At 42.8% G+C, this 16,166-nt stretch carries 19 protein-coding genes; 10 read left to right on the top strand and 9 right to left on the bottom strand.

From position 1 onward, the window contains the following. The first annotated feature begins 31 nt into the window (after nt 1-31). Both ACRHOZ_RS14000 and ACRHOZ_RS13995 read left to right on the top strand, forming a co-directional pair. Complete coding sequence (locus ACRHOZ_RS14000; protein ID WP_431126665.1) at nt 32-484, top strand: META domain-containing protein; 453 nt, start codon at nt 32-34, stop codon at nt 482-484. A 52-nt stretch (nt 485-536) separates the two neighbouring features. Further along, the gene (locus tag ACRHOZ_RS13995; protein ID WP_431126663.1) at nt 537-1,610 is read left to right on the top strand and encodes a PA0069 family radical SAM protein; all 1,074 of its coding nucleotides are present in this window, start codon (nt 537-539) and stop codon (nt 1,608-1,610) included. Here ACRHOZ_RS13995 and ACRHOZ_RS13990 read toward each other — a convergent pair. Next, nucleotides 1,607-2,260: a hypothetical protein gene (locus tag ACRHOZ_RS13990; protein WP_431126661.1), complete on the bottom strand. Its 654-nt coding sequence runs from the start codon at nt 2,258-2,260 to the stop codon at nt 1,607-1,609. The two genes, ACRHOZ_RS13995 and ACRHOZ_RS13990, sit on opposite strands and share 4 nt — an antisense overlap. Before the next feature lie 156 nt (nt 2,261-2,416). On the opposite strand from ACRHOZ_RS13990, the gene ACRHOZ_RS13985 reads away from it, so the two are divergent. From ACRHOZ_RS13985 to ACRHOZ_RS13975, 3 genes are read left to right on the top strand one after another with little or no spacing between them, the layout of a single operon-like run. Further along, nucleotides 2,417-2,770, top strand: coding sequence for a YciI family protein (locus ACRHOZ_RS13985; RefSeq protein WP_420401593.1), 354 nt, complete (start codon nt 2,417-2,419; stop codon nt 2,768-2,770). Nucleotides 2,771-2,778: 8 nt separating this feature from the next. Continuing rightward, nucleotides 2,779-3,132, top strand: a complete 354-nt coding sequence (locus ACRHOZ_RS13980; RefSeq protein WP_431126659.1) for a YciI family protein — start codon at nt 2,779-2,781, stop codon at nt 3,130-3,132. Nucleotides 3,133-3,183: 51 nt separating this feature from the next. After that, nucleotides 3,184-4,425, top strand: a complete 1,242-nt coding sequence (locus ACRHOZ_RS13975) for an RNA polymerase sigma factor (RefSeq protein WP_431126657.1) — start codon at nt 3,184-3,186, stop codon at nt 4,423-4,425. Here ACRHOZ_RS13975 and ACRHOZ_RS13970 read toward each other — a convergent pair. The 5 genes from ACRHOZ_RS13970 to ACRHOZ_RS13950 form a co-directional block, all read right to left on the bottom strand. Continuing rightward, the gene (locus tag ACRHOZ_RS13970) at nt 4,422-5,516 is read right to left on the bottom strand and encodes an acyltransferase family protein (RefSeq protein ID WP_431126655.1); all 1,095 of its coding nucleotides are present in this window, start codon (nt 5,514-5,516) and stop codon (nt 4,422-4,424) included. The two genes, ACRHOZ_RS13975 and ACRHOZ_RS13970, sit on opposite strands and share 4 nt — an antisense overlap. A gap of 79 nt (nt 5,517-5,595) precedes the next feature. Continuing rightward, on the bottom strand, nt 5,596-7,020 hold the full coding sequence (locus ACRHOZ_RS13965) for a Gfo/Idh/MocA family protein (RefSeq protein WP_431126653.1): 1,425 nt from the start codon (nt 7,018-7,020) through the stop codon (nt 5,596-5,598). A gap of 60 nt (nt 7,021-7,080) precedes the next feature. After that, a complete protein-coding gene (locus ACRHOZ_RS13960; protein ID WP_431126651.1) occupies nt 7,081-7,731 on the bottom strand; it encodes an HD domain-containing protein in 651 nt (216 codons plus the stop codon). Next, nucleotides 7,728-8,468 (bottom strand): lysophospholipid acyltransferase family protein, encoded by a 741-nt coding sequence (locus ACRHOZ_RS13955; protein WP_431126649.1) that lies wholly within the window; start codon nt 8,466-8,468, stop codon nt 7,728-7,730. Before ACRHOZ_RS13955 ends, ACRHOZ_RS13960 begins: the two co-directional genes overlap by 4 nt. A 113-nt stretch (nt 8,469-8,581) precedes the next feature. Next, complete coding sequence (locus ACRHOZ_RS13950) at nt 8,582-8,992, bottom strand: BrxA/BrxB family bacilliredoxin (protein ID WP_422349761.1); 411 nt, start codon at nt 8,990-8,992, stop codon at nt 8,582-8,584. Between the two features lie 122 nt (nt 8,993-9,114). Between ACRHOZ_RS13950 and ACRHOZ_RS13945 the strand changes: the two genes are divergently transcribed. The 4 genes from ACRHOZ_RS13945 to ACRHOZ_RS13930 all read left to right on the top strand — a co-directional run bounded on the left by ACRHOZ_RS13945 (nt 9,115) and on the right by ACRHOZ_RS13930 (nt 12,723). Next, nucleotides 9,115-9,855 (top strand): TerB family tellurite resistance protein, encoded by a 741-nt coding sequence (locus ACRHOZ_RS13945; protein ID WP_431126647.1) that lies wholly within the window; start codon nt 9,115-9,117, stop codon nt 9,853-9,855. Nucleotides 9,856-9,971: 116 nt separating this feature from the next. After that, entirely contained in the window at nt 9,972-10,556 is a 585-nt protein-coding gene (locus tag ACRHOZ_RS13940; RefSeq protein ID WP_431126645.1) for a HupE/UreJ family protein, read from the top strand. Between the two features lie 86 nt (nt 10,557-10,642). Further along, nucleotides 10,643-11,080, top strand: a complete 438-nt coding sequence (locus ACRHOZ_RS13935) for a deoxycytidylate deaminase (protein ID WP_420401604.1) — start codon at nt 10,643-10,645, stop codon at nt 11,078-11,080. A gap of 17 nt (nt 11,081-11,097) precedes the next feature. Continuing rightward, on the top strand, nt 11,098-12,723 hold the full coding sequence (locus ACRHOZ_RS13930) for a S41 family peptidase (RefSeq protein WP_431126644.1): 1,626 nt from the start codon (nt 11,098-11,100) through the stop codon (nt 12,721-12,723). Here ACRHOZ_RS13930 and ACRHOZ_RS13925 read toward each other — a convergent pair. Together ACRHOZ_RS13925 and ACRHOZ_RS13920 are read right to left on the bottom strand one after the other, a co-directional pair. After that, nucleotides 12,720-12,923: a hypothetical protein gene (locus ACRHOZ_RS13925; RefSeq protein ID WP_431126642.1), complete on the bottom strand. Its 204-nt coding sequence runs from the start codon at nt 12,921-12,923 to the stop codon at nt 12,720-12,722. The genes ACRHOZ_RS13930 and ACRHOZ_RS13925 overlap by 4 nt on opposite strands. Nucleotides 12,924-12,943: 20 nt before the next feature. Continuing rightward, nucleotides 12,944-13,522, bottom strand: coding sequence for a MarC family protein (locus ACRHOZ_RS13920; protein WP_431126640.1), 579 nt, complete (start codon nt 13,520-13,522; stop codon nt 12,944-12,946). Nucleotides 13,523-13,645: 123 nt separating this feature from the next. On the opposite strand from ACRHOZ_RS13920, the gene ACRHOZ_RS13915 reads away from it, so the two are divergent. Next, entirely contained in the window at nt 13,646-14,218 is a 573-nt protein-coding gene (locus tag ACRHOZ_RS13915; protein WP_431126638.1) for a DUF3109 family protein, read from the top strand. Here the strand turns inward: ACRHOZ_RS13915 and ACRHOZ_RS13910 are convergent. Continuing rightward, the gene (locus ACRHOZ_RS13910; RefSeq protein ID WP_431126636.1) at nt 14,208-16,115 is read right to left on the bottom strand and encodes a tetratricopeptide repeat-containing sensor histidine kinase; all 1,908 of its coding nucleotides are present in this window, start codon (nt 16,113-16,115) and stop codon (nt 14,208-14,210) included. The genes ACRHOZ_RS13915 and ACRHOZ_RS13910 overlap by 11 nt on opposite strands. Nucleotides 16,116-16,166 lie beyond the last annotated feature (51 nt).

Here is a 16,166-nt window from a genome sequence, read left to right as displayed (position 1 = left end):
TCCTTGACTCTTCAAAGTAAAAACCATAATCATGGGCGTAGGGTTGAGAAGGTGTATTTTCACATTCCTTTGTATTGCTTTGATAGCGTGTACGGGTGACGATGTTGATGTTGACAATCAAAAAATTATTGGGGAGTGGCGGGTGACCGCCATCCACAACTCAAGTCCTTCCGGACCCACTTTAGGGCCACTCACAGGGGAGATTATTTCCATTATTTTTTTTCAAAATGGAACCTTTGAAGGAACCACTTCGGCAAATACTTTTGGCGGGGAATTTTCAGCTACCGATACCACCCTTTTTATTGAAGAAATGATAACCACCGAGGTAGCCGATACCGTATTTGGGCAAGCTTTTTATGAAGCCTTTGAAGGGAGTAGAAGTACTGACACGGGGTTTTCCGAATTTGAACTTTCTTTCCAAGACGACACCCGGCTAAATCTTGAATACCAGAACTTCAAATTTTTGGGTCTGCAAAAGCAATGATCTTAACAATATAAAATGGATTATATCCATATATTTGGAATAAATCCATGAAATGAACCTGAATGACCTGCAAAAAGGAAGAGGTGCCCAAAAAAATCCACACAACAGATTCCTAAAAGATGTATATGAAATAAGGGAAGACTTTCTCGAATTCTGCCGACTGGAAGGGGAGGAAGCAGAAGTCCACAAAACCCAATACATTCCCATTTTTCCCAAAACCATAGTCAATAAAGTGGACAGTCCTGATGTGGGCATGCTCTATTCCATGAACCCGTACCAAGGGTGCGAGCATGGATGTGTCTATTGCTATGCCAGAAATACTCATGAGTATTGGGGCTATAGTGCAGGACAGGATTTTGAACGCAAAATTTTGGTCAAAAAAGCAGCACCGAAGTTGTTGGAGGCCAAAATCAAACATAAAAACTGGAAGGCAAATACCATTGTATTATCCGGTAATACAGATTGCTATCAGCCAGCCGAACAACAATTTAGGATTACTCGAAAGTGCCTAGAGGTTTTTCTAAAATATAGGCATCCTGTGGGCATTATCACCAAAAATGCCTTCATCCTTCGGGATTTGGACATTCTGACCGAATTAGGTTCTCACCAGTTGGTTGGGGTAAATATATCCGTTACCTCCTTATCAGAAAAAACAAGAAGGAAGTTGGAACCTCGTAGCGCATCCATTCAAAAAAGACTGAAAACAATTCGGGTACTGAGTGAAAATGGAATTCCTGTAAATGCGATGTTGGCACCCATGATTCCTGGAATCAATAGTCATGAAATGCTAAAACTGGCCAAAGCTGTTGCAGATGAAGGAGCATTGTCCTTTGGTTTTACCGTAGTGCGTTTAAATGGCGCTATAGGTCAGATTTTTGCGGATTGGATAAAAAAAGCAATGCCCCATAGGGCGGAAAAAGTACTGCACCTGATCCAAGACTGCCATTCAGGAACCTTAAACGATAGCAGGTTTGGAATTAGAACACGGGGCGAGGGGAAGATTGCCACGCAGATACATGAAATGGCCAGGCTTGCGCGGCAAAAGTATTTTAGAGGCCGAGTGTTTCCCAAGCTCAATCACGATTTGCATGAGCAGTACAAAACAGGGCAGATGAAATTATTCTAAGATGTTTTGCGCTTTCCAAAACCCGTGGACAGGCGAACCGTGATACCTATGGCTTTGGTATTGAAGTTTTGTTTGTGGTAATCTTGCTCAGAAAAATCGAGTTGGTTTAAAGACTTCCCAGCATTAAAGGCAGTATAGGTTAGATAAAGGCCGAGCTTTCCAATTTTGTCCGTTCCCAGGAATTCATAACCAATAGAGAAGGTCCAAAAGTTAAAATTGCTTTTGGTTTCTTGTCTGATATCAATTTGGTCGGTGTCCGTGTAATCTCCAATAGCTCTTTGATTTCCAAAATGATATTTGGGAATGAACACCACCCGACTATAATCATCCTGAATAAAAAACTTGGGACCTACACCCCAGACCCAAGCATCAAAAAAGCGGTCTAAAAAAGAGCGAAAGCCAATATCACCCAAAGGATCATTAGCCCAATCTTCATCGGAGCGACCTCCAAAATAATAAGTTACATCAACCTCGGGAGCCACATGTTTAAGCGCAAAAAGCTCGGAACCCACTGAAAAGTTGAGATAGGCCGATGGCTCAAACTCGTCCTCATAAAAAGCAGCAAACGAAATATAGGCTTCTGGGGGTTGCATCTGGGAGTAACTTACGGAGAGCGAGGTAAAAAGAAGAAATGCCAATAGGTGTTTCATAGGCTATAGATTATCAACAAATATGCCATAGCCCAAGCCTGTTATGAGATAATTTTGAATAAATTTATAAGGATTGTCCAATCCACACTTTGCTCTTCGTCATAACATCGAAACAAAGTATAAACCGGTTCCTTAGGGGACATAAAATTTAAACCAATGAGTAATTTTTTGTATTTATTTCGAGGAGGTCATGATGCGTACCAAGAGCTATCACAAGAAGAAAAACAAGCCCATATGCAAGTGTGGGGAGAGTGGATGGGAGGCCTAAAAGAAAAAGGCCAACTTTTGGACGGGCTCCCCTTGGCAGAGGATGGAAGAGTGGTGCATCAAAGGGGTGAAATGGTTACCAACGGACCCTTTGCCGAAGGCGCTGAAGTGGTAGGAGGCTATCTGATTGTTGTGGCCAAGGATATTGATGAAGCTGTTGAAATGTCTAAAGGATGCCCAATTTTTGATTATGATGGAAGCTATGTAGAGGTTCGGGAAATCTTATCCATGGACGGACATTAATTGTGGCGATGAGTAATTTTCTTTGGCTGTTCCGAGGAGGGTACCAGGACTACAACCAACTATCTGATGAAGAAAGGGAGGCCTTGAACCAGGATTGGATCAAGTGGTTGGAGAATCTGAAGCAAGCAGGCAAGCTGATTGAAGGTTTTCCACTTTCACAAGAAGGTCGCGTAGTCTATAACAGAGGAGAACTGGTCACCAATGGTCCTTTTGCTGAAGGTGCCGAGGTGGTTGGAGGATATACCATCATATCCGCGCAGGATTTGGCAGAGGCCGTGGCGCTTTCCAAGGGTAATCCCCATTTTGGATTTGAAGAAGGAACCCTGGAAGTTCGGCAGATTATTGATGATGAAGTCCATTAATTTTAGCATATGAAGAAGAAAGCCTGACGTGGTTCAGGCTTTTTTTATAACATGGAAAGTAACCAACTTGACAATACCATTGAACACCTGTTTCGTAACGAGTACGGAAAGGTGGTGGCCGTTTTGATTCGGAAGTATGGGACGTCCCATGTTGAGAAAATAGAGGATGCCGTGCAAGACACTTTTTTAAAGGCCATGAAGATTTGGGCCTATAAGGAGATGCCCAACAATCCAACAGCATGGCTCTATCGTGTGGCCAACAATTCGTTGATTGATGTGCTCCGAAAAGACAAGAAATCTTCGACTTTTGAGGAGCATGTGCTTAAGGAAGTTTCGGAAAATCCCTCTGATGGGGTACTGCTGGAAGATGTAATCTCGGACAGTCAACTCCAGCTCATTTTTGCCTGTTGCGATCCCTCCCTTTCCCTAGAACATCAGATTATCTTAAGCCTAAAACTTATAGGCGGTTTTAGTAATAAAGAATTGGCGGAAGCCCTGCTTAAAAAGGAGGAAGCTGTTGCTAAATCTTTCACCCGTGGGAAAAAGAAATTCAGGAATGAGGTACAAATGCTAAAAATTCCGGTGCAAATGGGGCTTCAGTCAAGATTGTTTGTTGTTCTTCGGGTTATTTATCTGCTTTTTACAGAGGGTTATGCAGCTTCGACAGGCTCACAGGTCATCAAACGGGATATTTGTTATGAGGCCTTACGTTTGGCCCTATTGCTCAGGGAAAACAAATACTGCAAACATCCCAATTTGGAAGCATTGATTGCCCTAATGTGTTTCCATGCTTCTCGATTTGAGGCAAGGTTGGACGATGCTGGTGCGCTTGTCACCCTGGAATTTCAGGATCGCTCCAAATATAATAGGGAGTTGATTGAAATTGGAATTCGACATTTGGAGGGAGCCGGGACATTGGACAAAACGCCATCGCATTATCATTTGGAGGCTGCTCGATCCTATTATCATTGTGCTGCAAAAAGTTTTGGGCAGACGGATTGGAAGAGCATCCTTTATCTGTATGATGTACAACTCAAACAACAGTATTCACCCATGGTCGCTTTAAATAGTATTGTTCCCTTTGCAAAGATTCATGGTGCAGCAAGGGCACTGGAAGAACTGAATATGTTGGCCCAAAAATCAAACTTTGAAACCACAGGTCTGTTTTATGCTATAAAAGCCGAACTGCTTCAGGAATTGAACGATATGGATTATCAAAGTGCTTTGACCAAAGCCATCGAACTCTCAGAGAATGATTTGGTGAAAAGACACCTACAAAAAAAGTTGCCCTAAACTTTGATAAAGGTGTTGTTCTGGTACATATACCAAAGCAACAAATAGAGGATGCCAAACCCTCCTATGGAAGTCAGCATTGGATAATAGGATCCAGCGTATGGTTCCAATCCGAACAAAAGAAATTTGGAAACTTCTGGAAAATTGATCACATGTGACAAAACATAGGCTGTAATGGCGTTCATCCCGATGACTTTTAGGGGATACGTCCATTTGGTCTTGCCTTTAACATCAATGATCCAATAGAACAAAGCCAAGAGCAGAAAACACACCCCTGAGGATGCCAGCACAAAGGAGCTTGACCAGATTTTTTTGACTATGGGATGCCAGATGCCCCAAATCAGGCCAAGGGCCAATCCAACTAGTCCGCTAATAAAGAGATAGAGCGCAACTTTGTTTCTAGGCAGCTTGGATTTTATCAATTCACCTGCAAAGACTCCGGATAAGGTGGTTGCGGTAAACCCAAGCCCACTGAGTAACCAGGTGTATTGTAGACCATCATCAAATCTTCCTAATATCAATCGGTCAAAATAAAGCGCAAAATTTTGATCTGGTAACAACATGCTTTGCCCCGCCCCAGGAACATTGGGTACTGTTAAAAGTAAGGCATAGACAACTAGGCAAGAGGCAAAAACCACATAACGCCATTTTTGATTCAGATGGATATAGGCAAGGCATGAGAACAGGTATCCAACCGCAATGGCCTGTAGCGTATTGCTAAAGACATGAAATCGCGAGAGGTCAAAAGCCAACAAATTACCCTGTACGATCCACCCGAGAACAAAAAGAATCACAAACCGCTTAGCCAGCTTTCTATAGACATGACCCCTGCCATTTTTGTCCTGCATTCTTTTGGACATGGAGAAAGGAATTACGGCCCCTACAACAAAGAGGAATAGCGGCATGATAATGTCATAAAAAGTGGAACCAAACCATTCGGGGTGACTGAACTGTTTGGCCAGGCCTTCGGTAAATGAGGTCTGGCTACCCTGATATAGATTATAGAAAAAGTGGTCGGCGAAAATAATGAGCAACATATCAAACCCTCTCAATGCATCAATGGAAAGGATTCTTTTAGATGGTTGGCCCATTTTAGGTTGGTTATTGGGCTGCAACTGACTCCGTTAAGAAATCACCTTGCAGCCCGTATTTTTCATTTCTTTATTGGAATTACGATAGTTCCCAGCCTTTTCGATACTCGCGGGTAACCCATTCATTGGCTTTATCGTAATTGGTGATTTTCATGTTCTCACCATCCCAAAGCAATTTACGTCTTCCAGGATAGTCATAAGGAGCCCAATCACCTGGCTTTTTACCTGCCTGCAGTACTTTGTACTGATATGCTTTTACCGCAAGATTACCCATAAGCACGGTCTCCGTCAATGGGCCAGCTTTGGCAAAGTTGGAAGAGGTGGCATCACCTTTGATACAACCGTCAACAAAATTGGCAATATGGCCGCCCATACTATCTGGAACTCTTGGGTATTTCGGTTTTGGAGCGTTGAACAAGCCCATCATATCAGAAGGCAATAAGCGCGCGTTTCTGGAGTAGGTATCGCAAACCAAGATGCCTTTATCACCATACATCACGGTTCCACCATCTCCGTTACCTACACTTTCCCCATCTTTTAGTTCATCTGGTAAATCGGGCATTAGACCACCATCGTACCAATTTAGCGCAATGTCTCCATGGTGCTCATGATTAAATTTCAAGTGAATTTTGGAAGAAGGAGGGCAAGAAGGGCTATAATCAGCTTCCACAAAATCCCCTACCCAAACTGAGGTACAACTGGCTTCAGCTTCCGTAGGATAACCTAGATCCAAAACGCTGAATGGGGTTTCCATGATATGGCATCCCATATCTCCTAAGGCTCCAGTGCCAAAATCCCACCAACCTCGCCATTTGAATGGTAGGTAGGCTTCATTATAATCACGCATTGCTGCAGGTCCCAACCACAGATCCCAATCCAGTCCTTTGGGTACAGCTTGTTTTTCAACAGGAACGGGAACACCTTGTGGCCAAACGGGTCTGTTCGTCCAACAATCTATCGTGTGCACTTTCCCAATAATTCCAGATTCTACCCATTCGCGTGCTATCCGACTGTCATCACTGGAAGCTCCTTGGTTACCCATCTGGGTCACAATACCATTTTCAGCCGCTACTTGGGTCATCAAACGGGCTTCATGAATGTTATGTGTCAGAGGTTTTTCCACATAGGCGTGTTTTTTTTCACGCATAAATGGGAGCGCAATGGTTGCATGGGTATGATCGGGAGTGGCCACCATTACCGCATCAATATCTTTCAAATGCTTATCGTAAACCTTTCGAAAATCCTTATAACGTTTAACATCGGGGAATTCCTTAAAAGTCCTTTCGGCACGTCTATCATCGACATCACAAAAGGAGACAAATTTCACCTTTCCGGTGCTGGCCAGGCCATTAATTACCCCATGACCACGTCCGCCCACACCAAAGGCACCTACGTAAAGAGTGTCGCTGGGCGCGACATGGGTCTTGCCCAAAACATGACTGGGGACAATGGAAAAAGCAGCAGAGGCCGCTGCTGTATTTTTAAGGAACTTTCTTCTTTGCATTTTGGATTGTTTAGTTAAGCTATCAAGATACAAAAAACAACCGTAGAGACATACAGCTTGTTATGTATTCCACTCTTTGTAAAATTGTTCCAGATAATCTAACATGAACTGATGACGTTCCGCTGCCAATTCCCGACCTGTATCCGTGTTTATTTTGTCCTTGAGCAGTAGCAATTTTTCGTAGAAGTGGTTAATGGTGGGGGCATTGGATTTTTTGTATTCTTCCTTGGTCATGTTCAGATTGGGCTCAATCCTGGGATCGTACATGGGCCTGTTTTTGAATCCACCGTAGTTGAATGTTCGGGCAATCCCGATCGCTCCAATGGCATCCAATCTATCCGCATCCTGAACCACCTGCAATTCCAGCGAAGTAAACTTGGGTTGACCTTTGTCCAAACTATTTTTGAACGACATATGCCGTATAATGTTCGCAACGTGATCCGTTCGGACAGGATCTAAGTGCTGTGAGGCCAAAAATTCTTGGGCGGTCTTTGGGCCGATTTCCTCATCCCCATCATGGAATTTGGGATCAGCAATATCATGAAGTAGCGCTGCCAGCTGAACCACCAACGGATCCACTTGTTCCTTTTCCGAAATTTTCTTGGCCGTTTTAAAAACCCGTTCCGTGTGAAACCAGTCATGGCCCCCTTCTGCATACTTAAGTTGCTCCTTTACAAAATTCTTGGTTGCTTCTATCAAAAGTTCATTCATGATTTGACTTCGGTTATTCCATTCTTGATTTGTTCCTCAACTTTGTCAATCAGTGCCTCGGCATCTCCTTGAATGGCAACTGGAGGATGCACTTTGAACTTAATCAAAGAGCCCAATCCCATTGGAAATTGTCCAAAACGAAGCATCTTCCAGGAGTTGTTGATGCTTATTGGGACAACCAAGGCGGACGGAGCATGCTTCATCAGTACTTTTAATCCCGTGGTTCGAAATGGTTTGGGAACACCGGTTCTGCTTCGAGTTCCTTCCGGAAAGATGACAGCGCTACGGTTGTGTTTTTCTATGTATTGACCTAGTTGCTGCAAGGCTTCAATGGATTGTTTGGGGTCTTTTCTATTTATTAAGGCGGAACCTCCATGTCGGAGATTGTAGGACACACTGGGAATACCCTTGCCCAATTCTATTTTGCTCACAAATTTGGGATGGTGCTTTCGCATGTGCCAAATTATGGGCGGAATATCGTACATGCTCTGGTGGTTGGTGACGATGATCAGGGGCCTGTCAGTCGGTATGGCATGGGAATTTTCAAAATGATATCGTGTGCCCAAAAGATTCGTACACCGCATCAAGAACCAATTAAGGATGCTCACACTTCCCTTATGTGCTTTATACCCGAACACATTTAAACATACCCATTGTATGGGATGAAAAATCACCAAAGTCAACCCAAAACAGATAAAGTATAGGATGGTAATCGGATAAGAAAGAAACTTTTGCATGCTTACATTCTATTGTAGCTCTGAAGTGCTAAGAAAATAAAAGTCGGTTATCTATGGCACAAAAATAAAAAACCACCCTTAAGGGTGGTTCTTCAAATCTCATTTGTTGGAAATTAACAATGGTCGTTATAAGCTTCCATTAAATTTTCCGCGATCAATTCCGCTGGTCTTCCTTCAATATGATGTCTCTCGATCATATGCACCAACTCTCCATTTTTGAACAATGCCATACTTGGTGAAGATGGAGGAAAGGGAACCATATGGTTTCTGGCAGTGTCAACAGCTTCGGTATCTACCCCGGCAAAGACAGTAACCAAATGGTCTGGTTTTTTATTGTTTTGTAAGCTCAACTTTGCTCCAGGTCTTGCATTTGCCGCGGCGCATCCGCAAACGGAATTCACCACAACCAAGGTGGTTCCTTCTTGTTTCAATGCATTTTCCACGGCTTCACTTGTATATAGTTCCTCGAACCCAGCAGTGGCTAGGTCGGCTCTCATAGGTTTTACCAATTCTTCAGGATACATAATCTATTAATTTTTAAGGTACAAAGATATGGTTTTTGTCGCATTTTTTGAGGAAGCCTTAACAGCTGTAAACAGTTTTGTTCTAAGGCAAAAGCCTATATTTGGGCTCTAAATTTGTTGCAATGATCAAGTGGGCGGCCGCCTTCGTTGGATTTTTTATCAGAGGTTTTGCGGGAGCCATAATTGGCTTTCTTGTGGGCAGTTTTTTGGACACCTTGGGCGGTTCAGGTTCCCGAGGGGGCGGAAGTGTGTTTTCAGACTTTACCAGACAGTCCGTTTCCCCAGCCGATTTTGAACTGAATCTCCTCTCTTTATGCTCCATTGTCATCAAGGCCGATGGGCAGGTCAGTCAACGGGAATTGGACTATGTACGCCAATATTTTTTGAGCACCTATGGCAAGGAAAAGGCCAATGCCATTTTTAGGACTTTTAATGATGTCATTAAAAAAAGGGAAGTTTCTGCCCAAAGAATTTGCACTTACTTGGTTCAGCGCACACGTTACGAAGTACGATTGCAGCTATTGCACTTCCTTTTTGGGATTGCCCAAGCGGATGGACAGGTCAGCAAGGCCGAAGTGAACAAGCTACGGGAATTGGCGGGTTACCTTCGTGTTGGTCTGCACGATTTTGAAAGCATCATGGCCATGTTCATCAAATCTGCGGACAATGCCTATAAGATTTTGGAGATAGAAAAATCGGCTTCGGATGATGAGGTGAAAAAGGCGTATAGAAAAATGGCCAAAAAGTACCATCCCGATCGTGTGGTTATGGAAAATGAAGCCATCAAAAAAGGAGCGGAGGAAAAGTTTAAGGAAGTTCAAAAAGCCTATGAGACAATTCAGCAGGAGCGGGGCATATCCTAAGCCGATATTTGGATTATTCGATGATTGGACTGATGGAGCTCAAACTTTGAACTTGAACTTGTATTTTGAGTTTGAACTTAACTGTCACTAATTACTAATTAACTAACAACTGAACAATGCAAGAATTCTGGTTCTACATTAAATTGGGATTTAACCATGTGCTGGATTTGGGAGCTTATGACCATATCCTTTTTCTATCGGCCTTGGCCATACCCTTTACTTTTAAAAACTGGAAGCGCGTGGTTATTTTGGCCACAATCTTTACCATAGCACATTGTACCTCTCTGGCTCTGTCTGCCTTTGAAGTGATGACCATGGATGTAGGCCTTATTGAATTCCTGATTCCTGTTACTATTTTATTGACTGCACTGTACAACTTGACCTATGTTTTTGGTGATTCCCAAGCATCTGGCAGGTATGTGCATGTATTGGCCACAGCATTTTTTGGTTTGGTTCATGGTTTAGGGTTCTCCAATTATTTTAAGATGCTCATGGCGGAGCAGGAAGATAAGGTACTTCCGTTATTGGGTTTTGCCACAGGGATCGAGTTTTCACAAGTGGCCATCATTTTAATCATTTTGAGCGTGGCTTTTGCGGTTTTGGACCTCTTAAAAGTGAAAAGAAAGCTTTTCATCGGAATTGCATCCATTTTAGTCATTGCCATTACAATACCGCTGCTAATTGCAACGTTTCCCCAATAGGGCCTTCGTTAAAATTAATTGAATAAGGTTGTACGAGTCTTGTAAAGCGGGTATATTTAATTAATGATCAGTCTATTTACCGATCTATGAACGAGCGCAAACAAGAAAAGTATGATAAGGCCTATTTAAGAATGGCCAAGGAATGGGGGAAACTCTCCTATTGCAAAAGAAAACAAGTGGGCGCCATCATTGTAAAGGACAGAATGATCATATCTGATGGCTACAACGGCACACCCACAGGTTTTGAGAATTTTTGCGAAGATGAAGAAGGTTACACCAAATGGTATGTGCTTCACGCCGAGGCAAACGCCATTTTAAAAGTAGCCGCCTCTACCCAATCTTGTGAAGGTGCAACATTGTACATCACTTTGTCTCCCTGTAGGGAGTGCAGTAAGCTGATTCATCAGGCTGGCATAAAACGTGTGGTTTACCAGACGGCCTATAAAGATGATTCAGGGCTGCGATTTTTAGAAAGGGCAGGCGTAGAGACCTATCATTTGCCCATTCTGGAAGAAATGGTCTAACCTCACCATTTTACGTTATGAAAAAGAAATATCAGTATATACTCCCCACCATTCTGGCCTTTGTGCTGGCTGTGGGCATTTTTATTGGAGGCAAACTTCACTTTGATGATTCTCCAGAAAAGCTCTTCAGCACCAATTCCAAGAAAGACAAACTCAATCGGCTTATAGATTACATCGACTATGAATATGTGGATGATATAGATACTGACAGTATAGTGGACGTTACGGTGAACAATATCCTAGGGAAGCTGGATCCGCATTCGGTGTATATACCAAGGAGTGAGATGGAGGAAGTTTCCGAAAACATGAAGGGGGATTTTGTAGGGATCGGAATCAGCTTCTATATGTATCGAGATACCATTACGGTAATCAGAACAATAAAAAATGGCCCTAGCCACAAAAGTGGTATCAAGGCAGGTGATCGGATACTTATAGCAGACCAGGATACCCTCTTTGGAAAAAGGATTCCCAACAATGAGGTTGTGGCCACCCTTAAAGGAAAAATAGGAACCAAGGTAGATTTGAAGGTATTTAGAAAGCAGGAAGACCGAACCCTGAATGTTACGGTAACCCGTGATAGGGTTCCCATCCGAAGTGTAGATTCTTATTATATGCTTTCCAGGGATATGGGATATATCAAAATCAATCGGTTTGCAGAATCCACTTTTGATGAATTCAAGGATGCCCTTCGAAAACTTAAGATCAGGGGTGCGGAAAAATTGGTGCTTGACCTAAGGGACAATCCAGGGGGCTATTTGGGCATCGCGGAAAAACTTGCGGATGAATTTCTTACGGATGACAAGCTTATCCTGTACACCAAAAACAAAAAGGGGAGAATCAAGAAAGCCTTTGCCACCAAGAAAGGAGAGTTTGAAGACAAACCGGTGTATGTGCTGATCAATGAACGATCTGCATCGGCCAGTGAAATTATTGCTGGAGCCTTACAGGATAATGATATAGGCACCATAGTTGGTCGCCGTTCTTTTGGAAAAGGATTGGTGCAACGGGAAATGGATTTAGGCGACGGCTCTGCGGTACGTTTAACGGTTTCAAGATATTACACCCCAACGGGTAGATCCATCCAAAGATCGTACAAAAAAGGGCATAAGGATTACTATCAAACTTTTATGGAGCGCTATAGAAATGGAGAATTGACCTCTGTGGACAGCATCAAGGTGGCCGACTCTTTGAAATTTGTTACGCCAAAGGGCAAGATAGTATATGGTGGGGGTGGAATTATCCCCGATGTGTTTGTGCCTATTGGCAACAATGAGGAGGAAGCCGTGGAAAGTTTGGATGGGGCAGAGTTCTTTTCCCGTTTTGTGTTCGAACATTTGGAAAAGGACAGAACCCGTTATTCCTATCTTTCAAAGAATGAATTCTTGGACGATTTTAGAGTGGACGACATCCTATTTGATGAATTCATCCAGTTTGTGTTGAATCGAAAAATTAAACTGGACTTTTATGCCCAGGAAGACAAGATCAAGGACTATCTAAAAGCCAACATCGCAGAGCAGTTGTTCTCACCCAATCTTTCCGCTCAAATTAAGGGAGAGTACGATGCCATGTTAAAAAAGGTAATGGAGATGGATCAGGCCCTATTCAATACCTCTGATGTGGAGACTGTGGAGTTGAGGGATTAATCCTCTTTCAACTTTTTGTCAATTTTTTTGCTGAGGGCAAATATCAGGATCAATAACAAGGCACACAATGAGGCCACAATACCGATCAAAGCGATAGTGCTATCTCCTTGAAGAGGGTCATTAAAATCGACCAAGGTAACGTTAAAGGCTATCAACCCCAGTGCTAAAATCACCAAAACAATAACAAAAGCTTTGTTCATAGCTAATAAGCTCGAAATAATTAGTTAATGAATAATTGATTGACGTTGGTGGCAAAAAGTTTGACCGCAATGGCCAACAGGATGACCCCAAAAACCTTACGGATCACTTGAAGTCCATTTTTGCTCAGTAATCGTTCAATCTTTGCACTGGACTTGAGTACCGTGTACACAAAGATAATGTTTACCACAATGGCCACTACTATGTTCTCTACGTGAAATTCTGCTCTTAGCGCCAAAATGGATGTTAGTGTGCCAGCTCCGGCAATCAAGGGAAAAGCGATAGGCACCACGGATGCAGTCTCCACCCCGTCGTCTTTGAACAAGGTAATGCCCAAAACCATTTCCAAGGCCAAAAAGAAGATGACAAAGGCGCCCGCCACAGCAAATGAATTAACATCTATTCCAATAAGCCCTAAGATGCGCTCTCCAACAAACAAAAAAGCCGTCATAATTACAGCAGCAACTATGGATGCTTTCTCGGATTGGATATGCCCCACCTTTTTGCGAAGTGAGAGGATGATTGGGATACTGCCCAAGATATCTATCACGGCAAAGAGTACCATGCTTGCGGTAACTATTTCCTTAAAACTGAAGTTCATAGCCTGTATTTTTTTTAGTACGCAAATGTACGATGAAAAAGAGGGTTTTGGATGTTGTTCGACATGATGAAATGGCCAAGTTTTTGCTTTTGGTTTACCTTTACCCAAAAAGTAGGTTTCGGCATGTTCCAAATTGATAAGACCATAGTTTCCGAAGAGATTATTGACAATGATTTTGTGTGCAACCTTACGGCCTGCAAAGGTGCCTGCTGCGTGGATGGGGAATACGGTGCTCCCCTTGAAGAAGAGGAAACCCAAATACTGGTGGATATTTTTGAAAAGGTAAAACCTTATCTACGCCCCGAAGGAGTCGAGGCCATAATGGAACAAGGAGCCTTTGTGAAAGGGGAAGATGGCGAATGGGAAACGCCTTTGGTCAATAAAAGTGAATGTGCATACGTCATTTTCGATGACAAAGGAATTACCAAATGTGGGATAGAAGCAGCATATCTAGATGGGGCTGTTTCTTGGAGAAAACCTGTTTCTTGTCATTTGTACCCCGTTAGAACACGGGAATATTCAGAATTTACGGCTGTGAACTATCACAGATGGGAAATCTGCGACCCCGCTTGCCAGTTGGGAAAGGAACTAAAAGTCCCTATTTATAAGTTTGTGAAAGACGCCCTGATTCGGAAGTTTGGAGCCGCATGGTATCAAGAATTGGAGGAAGTGGCCAAGGAAAAGACTAAATCGTAGGGATATCCAGAATAACCTTGGTTCCCTTGGGTTTTCCCTTTTCATCAAAGAGATCTACAATATCCACATCAAAGCTGTTTTGGTAATCTTTGGAGAAGTTGGCAAAACGCTCTTTGGTAATCCTGATACCTACAGACTTTCTTTTAAGCACCCTGTTTTCCTTGTTCACCTGGGCGGCGCCCCTTCCCACACCGTTGTCAACAATTTCTATGGTGACATGTCCCGCAGTTTTCTTTAGAACGTTCAGTGAAATGATTTTCTCGCCTTCTTTGGGAGACAGTCCGTGCCAAAGGGAATTTTCCAAAAAGGGTTGTAGGGCCAAGGAAGGTATTTTAACAGCCTCGGGATTAATTTCGTCACAAACATTGATGCTAAACTTGATTTCATTGGAAAAGCGGATGTTCTCAATGTTCATATATAGCTCAACGGTTTCCAGTTCTTCGGCCAATGTAATTTCCTTTAAGGAAGAAGCTTCCAATATTTTACGCACCAACTTGGAAAACTTGTTGAGGTAATGCACGGCATTTTTTTGCTCGTTGTTTATAATATAAAGTTTGATGGAGTTCAACGAGTTGAACAAAAAATGGGGATTCATTTGACTACGAAGCATGTTTTGCTCCAAGCTGAGCACCCTTTTTTCGTTCTTGCTTTGATACTGTCTGTACAAGATGTAAAGTATGGAAGAAATAAGGCCAACGATCAAGGCACTTACCAACAAAGTGGTCTGGTTTTTTCGGAGTCTTAAACGAACAATTTCGTTCTCCTTGGCCAACACCGAAATTTGGTTGTTCTTTTTATCGGCTTCGTATTTGACGATTACATCGTTCATGTACCTAAAATTGGTGGCACTGGAAATCTCCTCATCAAACTCGTCCGCTTTTTTATAGTAATTGTAAGCAGCCTGGTAGTTTCCCCGCTTATGTTCAAAATCGGAAAGCTTTTGGTAGGCATAGAGAACATTACTAGGGATATTATGGGTTTGGGCCATTTCCAAACCTTCCATGATAAAATCATGGGCTTTGTCATAGTTGCCCAATTCGGTATATGCCCAACCTGTATTAATGAAAATAAGAGGGGTAATAAAATAATCCCCAATGGTCTTGGACTGCTCGTGCAGTGGTTCCAAAAGTACCAGGGCCGCATAGGGCATGTCCTGTTTCAAATAAATTTGTGCCAAGCTGTTTTTGCAAATGATCCGGCCGTAGGTGGAATTGATGTCCTCATTAAAGGCCAAGGATTTTCGATAGTGCTCCAAGGCACCTTCCAAATCTCCCTTACGATCCAAACATTCCCCAATATTTTGATGGTTAATGGCAAGTCCAAGTTTATTGCCAAGCTCCTCTTCCATTTTCAGAGCCCTTTTAAATTGGAGGATGGCCAAGTCGTATTGCTCTAAAGTTTGATATAGATTGCCAATACTGTTGAGGGATACATTGATATTTCTTTTGATGTGGTGGGAGGGTTTCTCCACTTGCTCGGCCATCTCCAAGGCCTGCTGATTATAATCCAAGGCGGTTTTAATGGCGTCGGTTCTTCGGTACACCACGCCCAGCATGTTCAGGCATCTTACCTTTAGCTCCACATTGTTGGCTTCCTCTGCCAACTCAAGAGCTTTTTGGTGCAGATTGACAGCTTGCTCAAATTTGGAAAAGTTCCTGTAGATGGCACCTATCTGGTCCAAGGCATAAGACTCTCCTTCTAAATATTTGGCGTCCTGGCTTAAATTGGCAAAATACCGAAGTAGGGTGGTATCCCTACCTTCCGATTTGAGTTCCGTGTTTAAGACCAAATAGGTCTTGGGCCTCATTTCCACGATGCGTTCCGCTTTTTCCTTGAAGGCTTCGGGAATTTCTTGGGCATGACCAAAATGGAAAATCCCTAAAATCAAGAGGGACAAAAGAAAATCTCTTTTGAGGACTACCGAGTGTAGGGATTTTGTTGATCGGAA

Origin of the sequence: Flagellimonas flava (assembly GCF_050617915.1) — a bacterium.
Taxonomy (GTDB): Bacteria; Bacteroidota; Bacteroidia; order Flavobacteriales; family Flavobacteriaceae; genus Flagellimonas; species Flagellimonas flava_A.
The sequence above is the reverse complement of the archived record's forward strand: the minus strand, read 5'-3'. Positions and strand labels throughout refer to the sequence as shown.

Coding starts and splice junctions, on each gene's coding strand:
- ACRHOZ_RS14000 (WP_431126665.1), top strand. CDS start 32: ATGGGCGTAGGGTTGAGAAGGTGTATTTTCACATTCCTTTGTATTGCT.
- ACRHOZ_RS13995 (WP_431126663.1), top strand. CDS start 537: ATGAACCTGAATGACCTGCAAAAAGGAAGAGGTGCCCAAAAAAATCCA.
- ACRHOZ_RS13990 (WP_431126661.1), bottom strand. CDS start 2,260: ATGAAACACCTATTGGCATTTCTTCTTTTTACCTCGCTCTCCGTAAGT.
- ACRHOZ_RS13985 (WP_420401593.1), top strand. CDS start 2,417: ATGAGTAATTTTTTGTATTTATTTCGAGGAGGTCATGATGCGTACCAA.
- ACRHOZ_RS13980 (WP_431126659.1), top strand. CDS start 2,779: ATGAGTAATTTTCTTTGGCTGTTCCGAGGAGGGTACCAGGACTACAAC.
- ACRHOZ_RS13975 (WP_431126657.1), top strand. CDS start 3,184: ATGGAAAGTAACCAACTTGACAATACCATTGAACACCTGTTTCGTAAC.
- ACRHOZ_RS13970 (WP_431126655.1), bottom strand. CDS start 5,516: ATGGGCCAACCATCTAAAAGAATCCTTTCCATTGATGCATTGAGAGGG.
- ACRHOZ_RS13965 (WP_431126653.1), bottom strand. CDS start 7,020: ATGCAAAGAAGAAAGTTCCTTAAAAATACAGCAGCGGCCTCTGCTGCT.
- ACRHOZ_RS13960 (WP_431126651.1), bottom strand. CDS start 7,731: ATGAATGAACTTTTGATAGAAGCAACCAAGAATTTTGTAAAGGAGCAA.
- ACRHOZ_RS13955 (WP_431126649.1), bottom strand. CDS start 8,468: ATGCAAAAGTTTCTTTCTTATCCGATTACCATCCTATACTTTATCTGT.
- ACRHOZ_RS13950 (WP_422349761.1), bottom strand. CDS start 8,992: ATGTATCCTGAAGAATTGGTAAAACCTATGAGAGCCGACCTAGCCACT.
- ACRHOZ_RS13945 (WP_431126647.1), top strand. CDS start 9,115: ATGATCAAGTGGGCGGCCGCCTTCGTTGGATTTTTTATCAGAGGTTTT.
- ACRHOZ_RS13940 (WP_431126645.1), top strand. CDS start 9,972: ATGCAAGAATTCTGGTTCTACATTAAATTGGGATTTAACCATGTGCTG.
- ACRHOZ_RS13935 (WP_420401604.1), top strand. CDS start 10,643: ATGAACGAGCGCAAACAAGAAAAGTATGATAAGGCCTATTTAAGAATG.
- ACRHOZ_RS13930 (WP_431126644.1), top strand. CDS start 11,098: ATGAAAAAGAAATATCAGTATATACTCCCCACCATTCTGGCCTTTGTG.
- ACRHOZ_RS13925 (WP_431126642.1), bottom strand. CDS start 12,923: ATGAACAAAGCTTTTGTTATTGTTTTGGTGATTTTAGCACTGGGGTTG.
- ACRHOZ_RS13920 (WP_431126640.1), bottom strand. CDS start 13,522: ATGAACTTCAGTTTTAAGGAAATAGTTACCGCAAGCATGGTACTCTTT.
- ACRHOZ_RS13915 (WP_431126638.1), top strand. CDS start 13,646: ATGTTCCAAATTGATAAGACCATAGTTTCCGAAGAGATTATTGACAAT.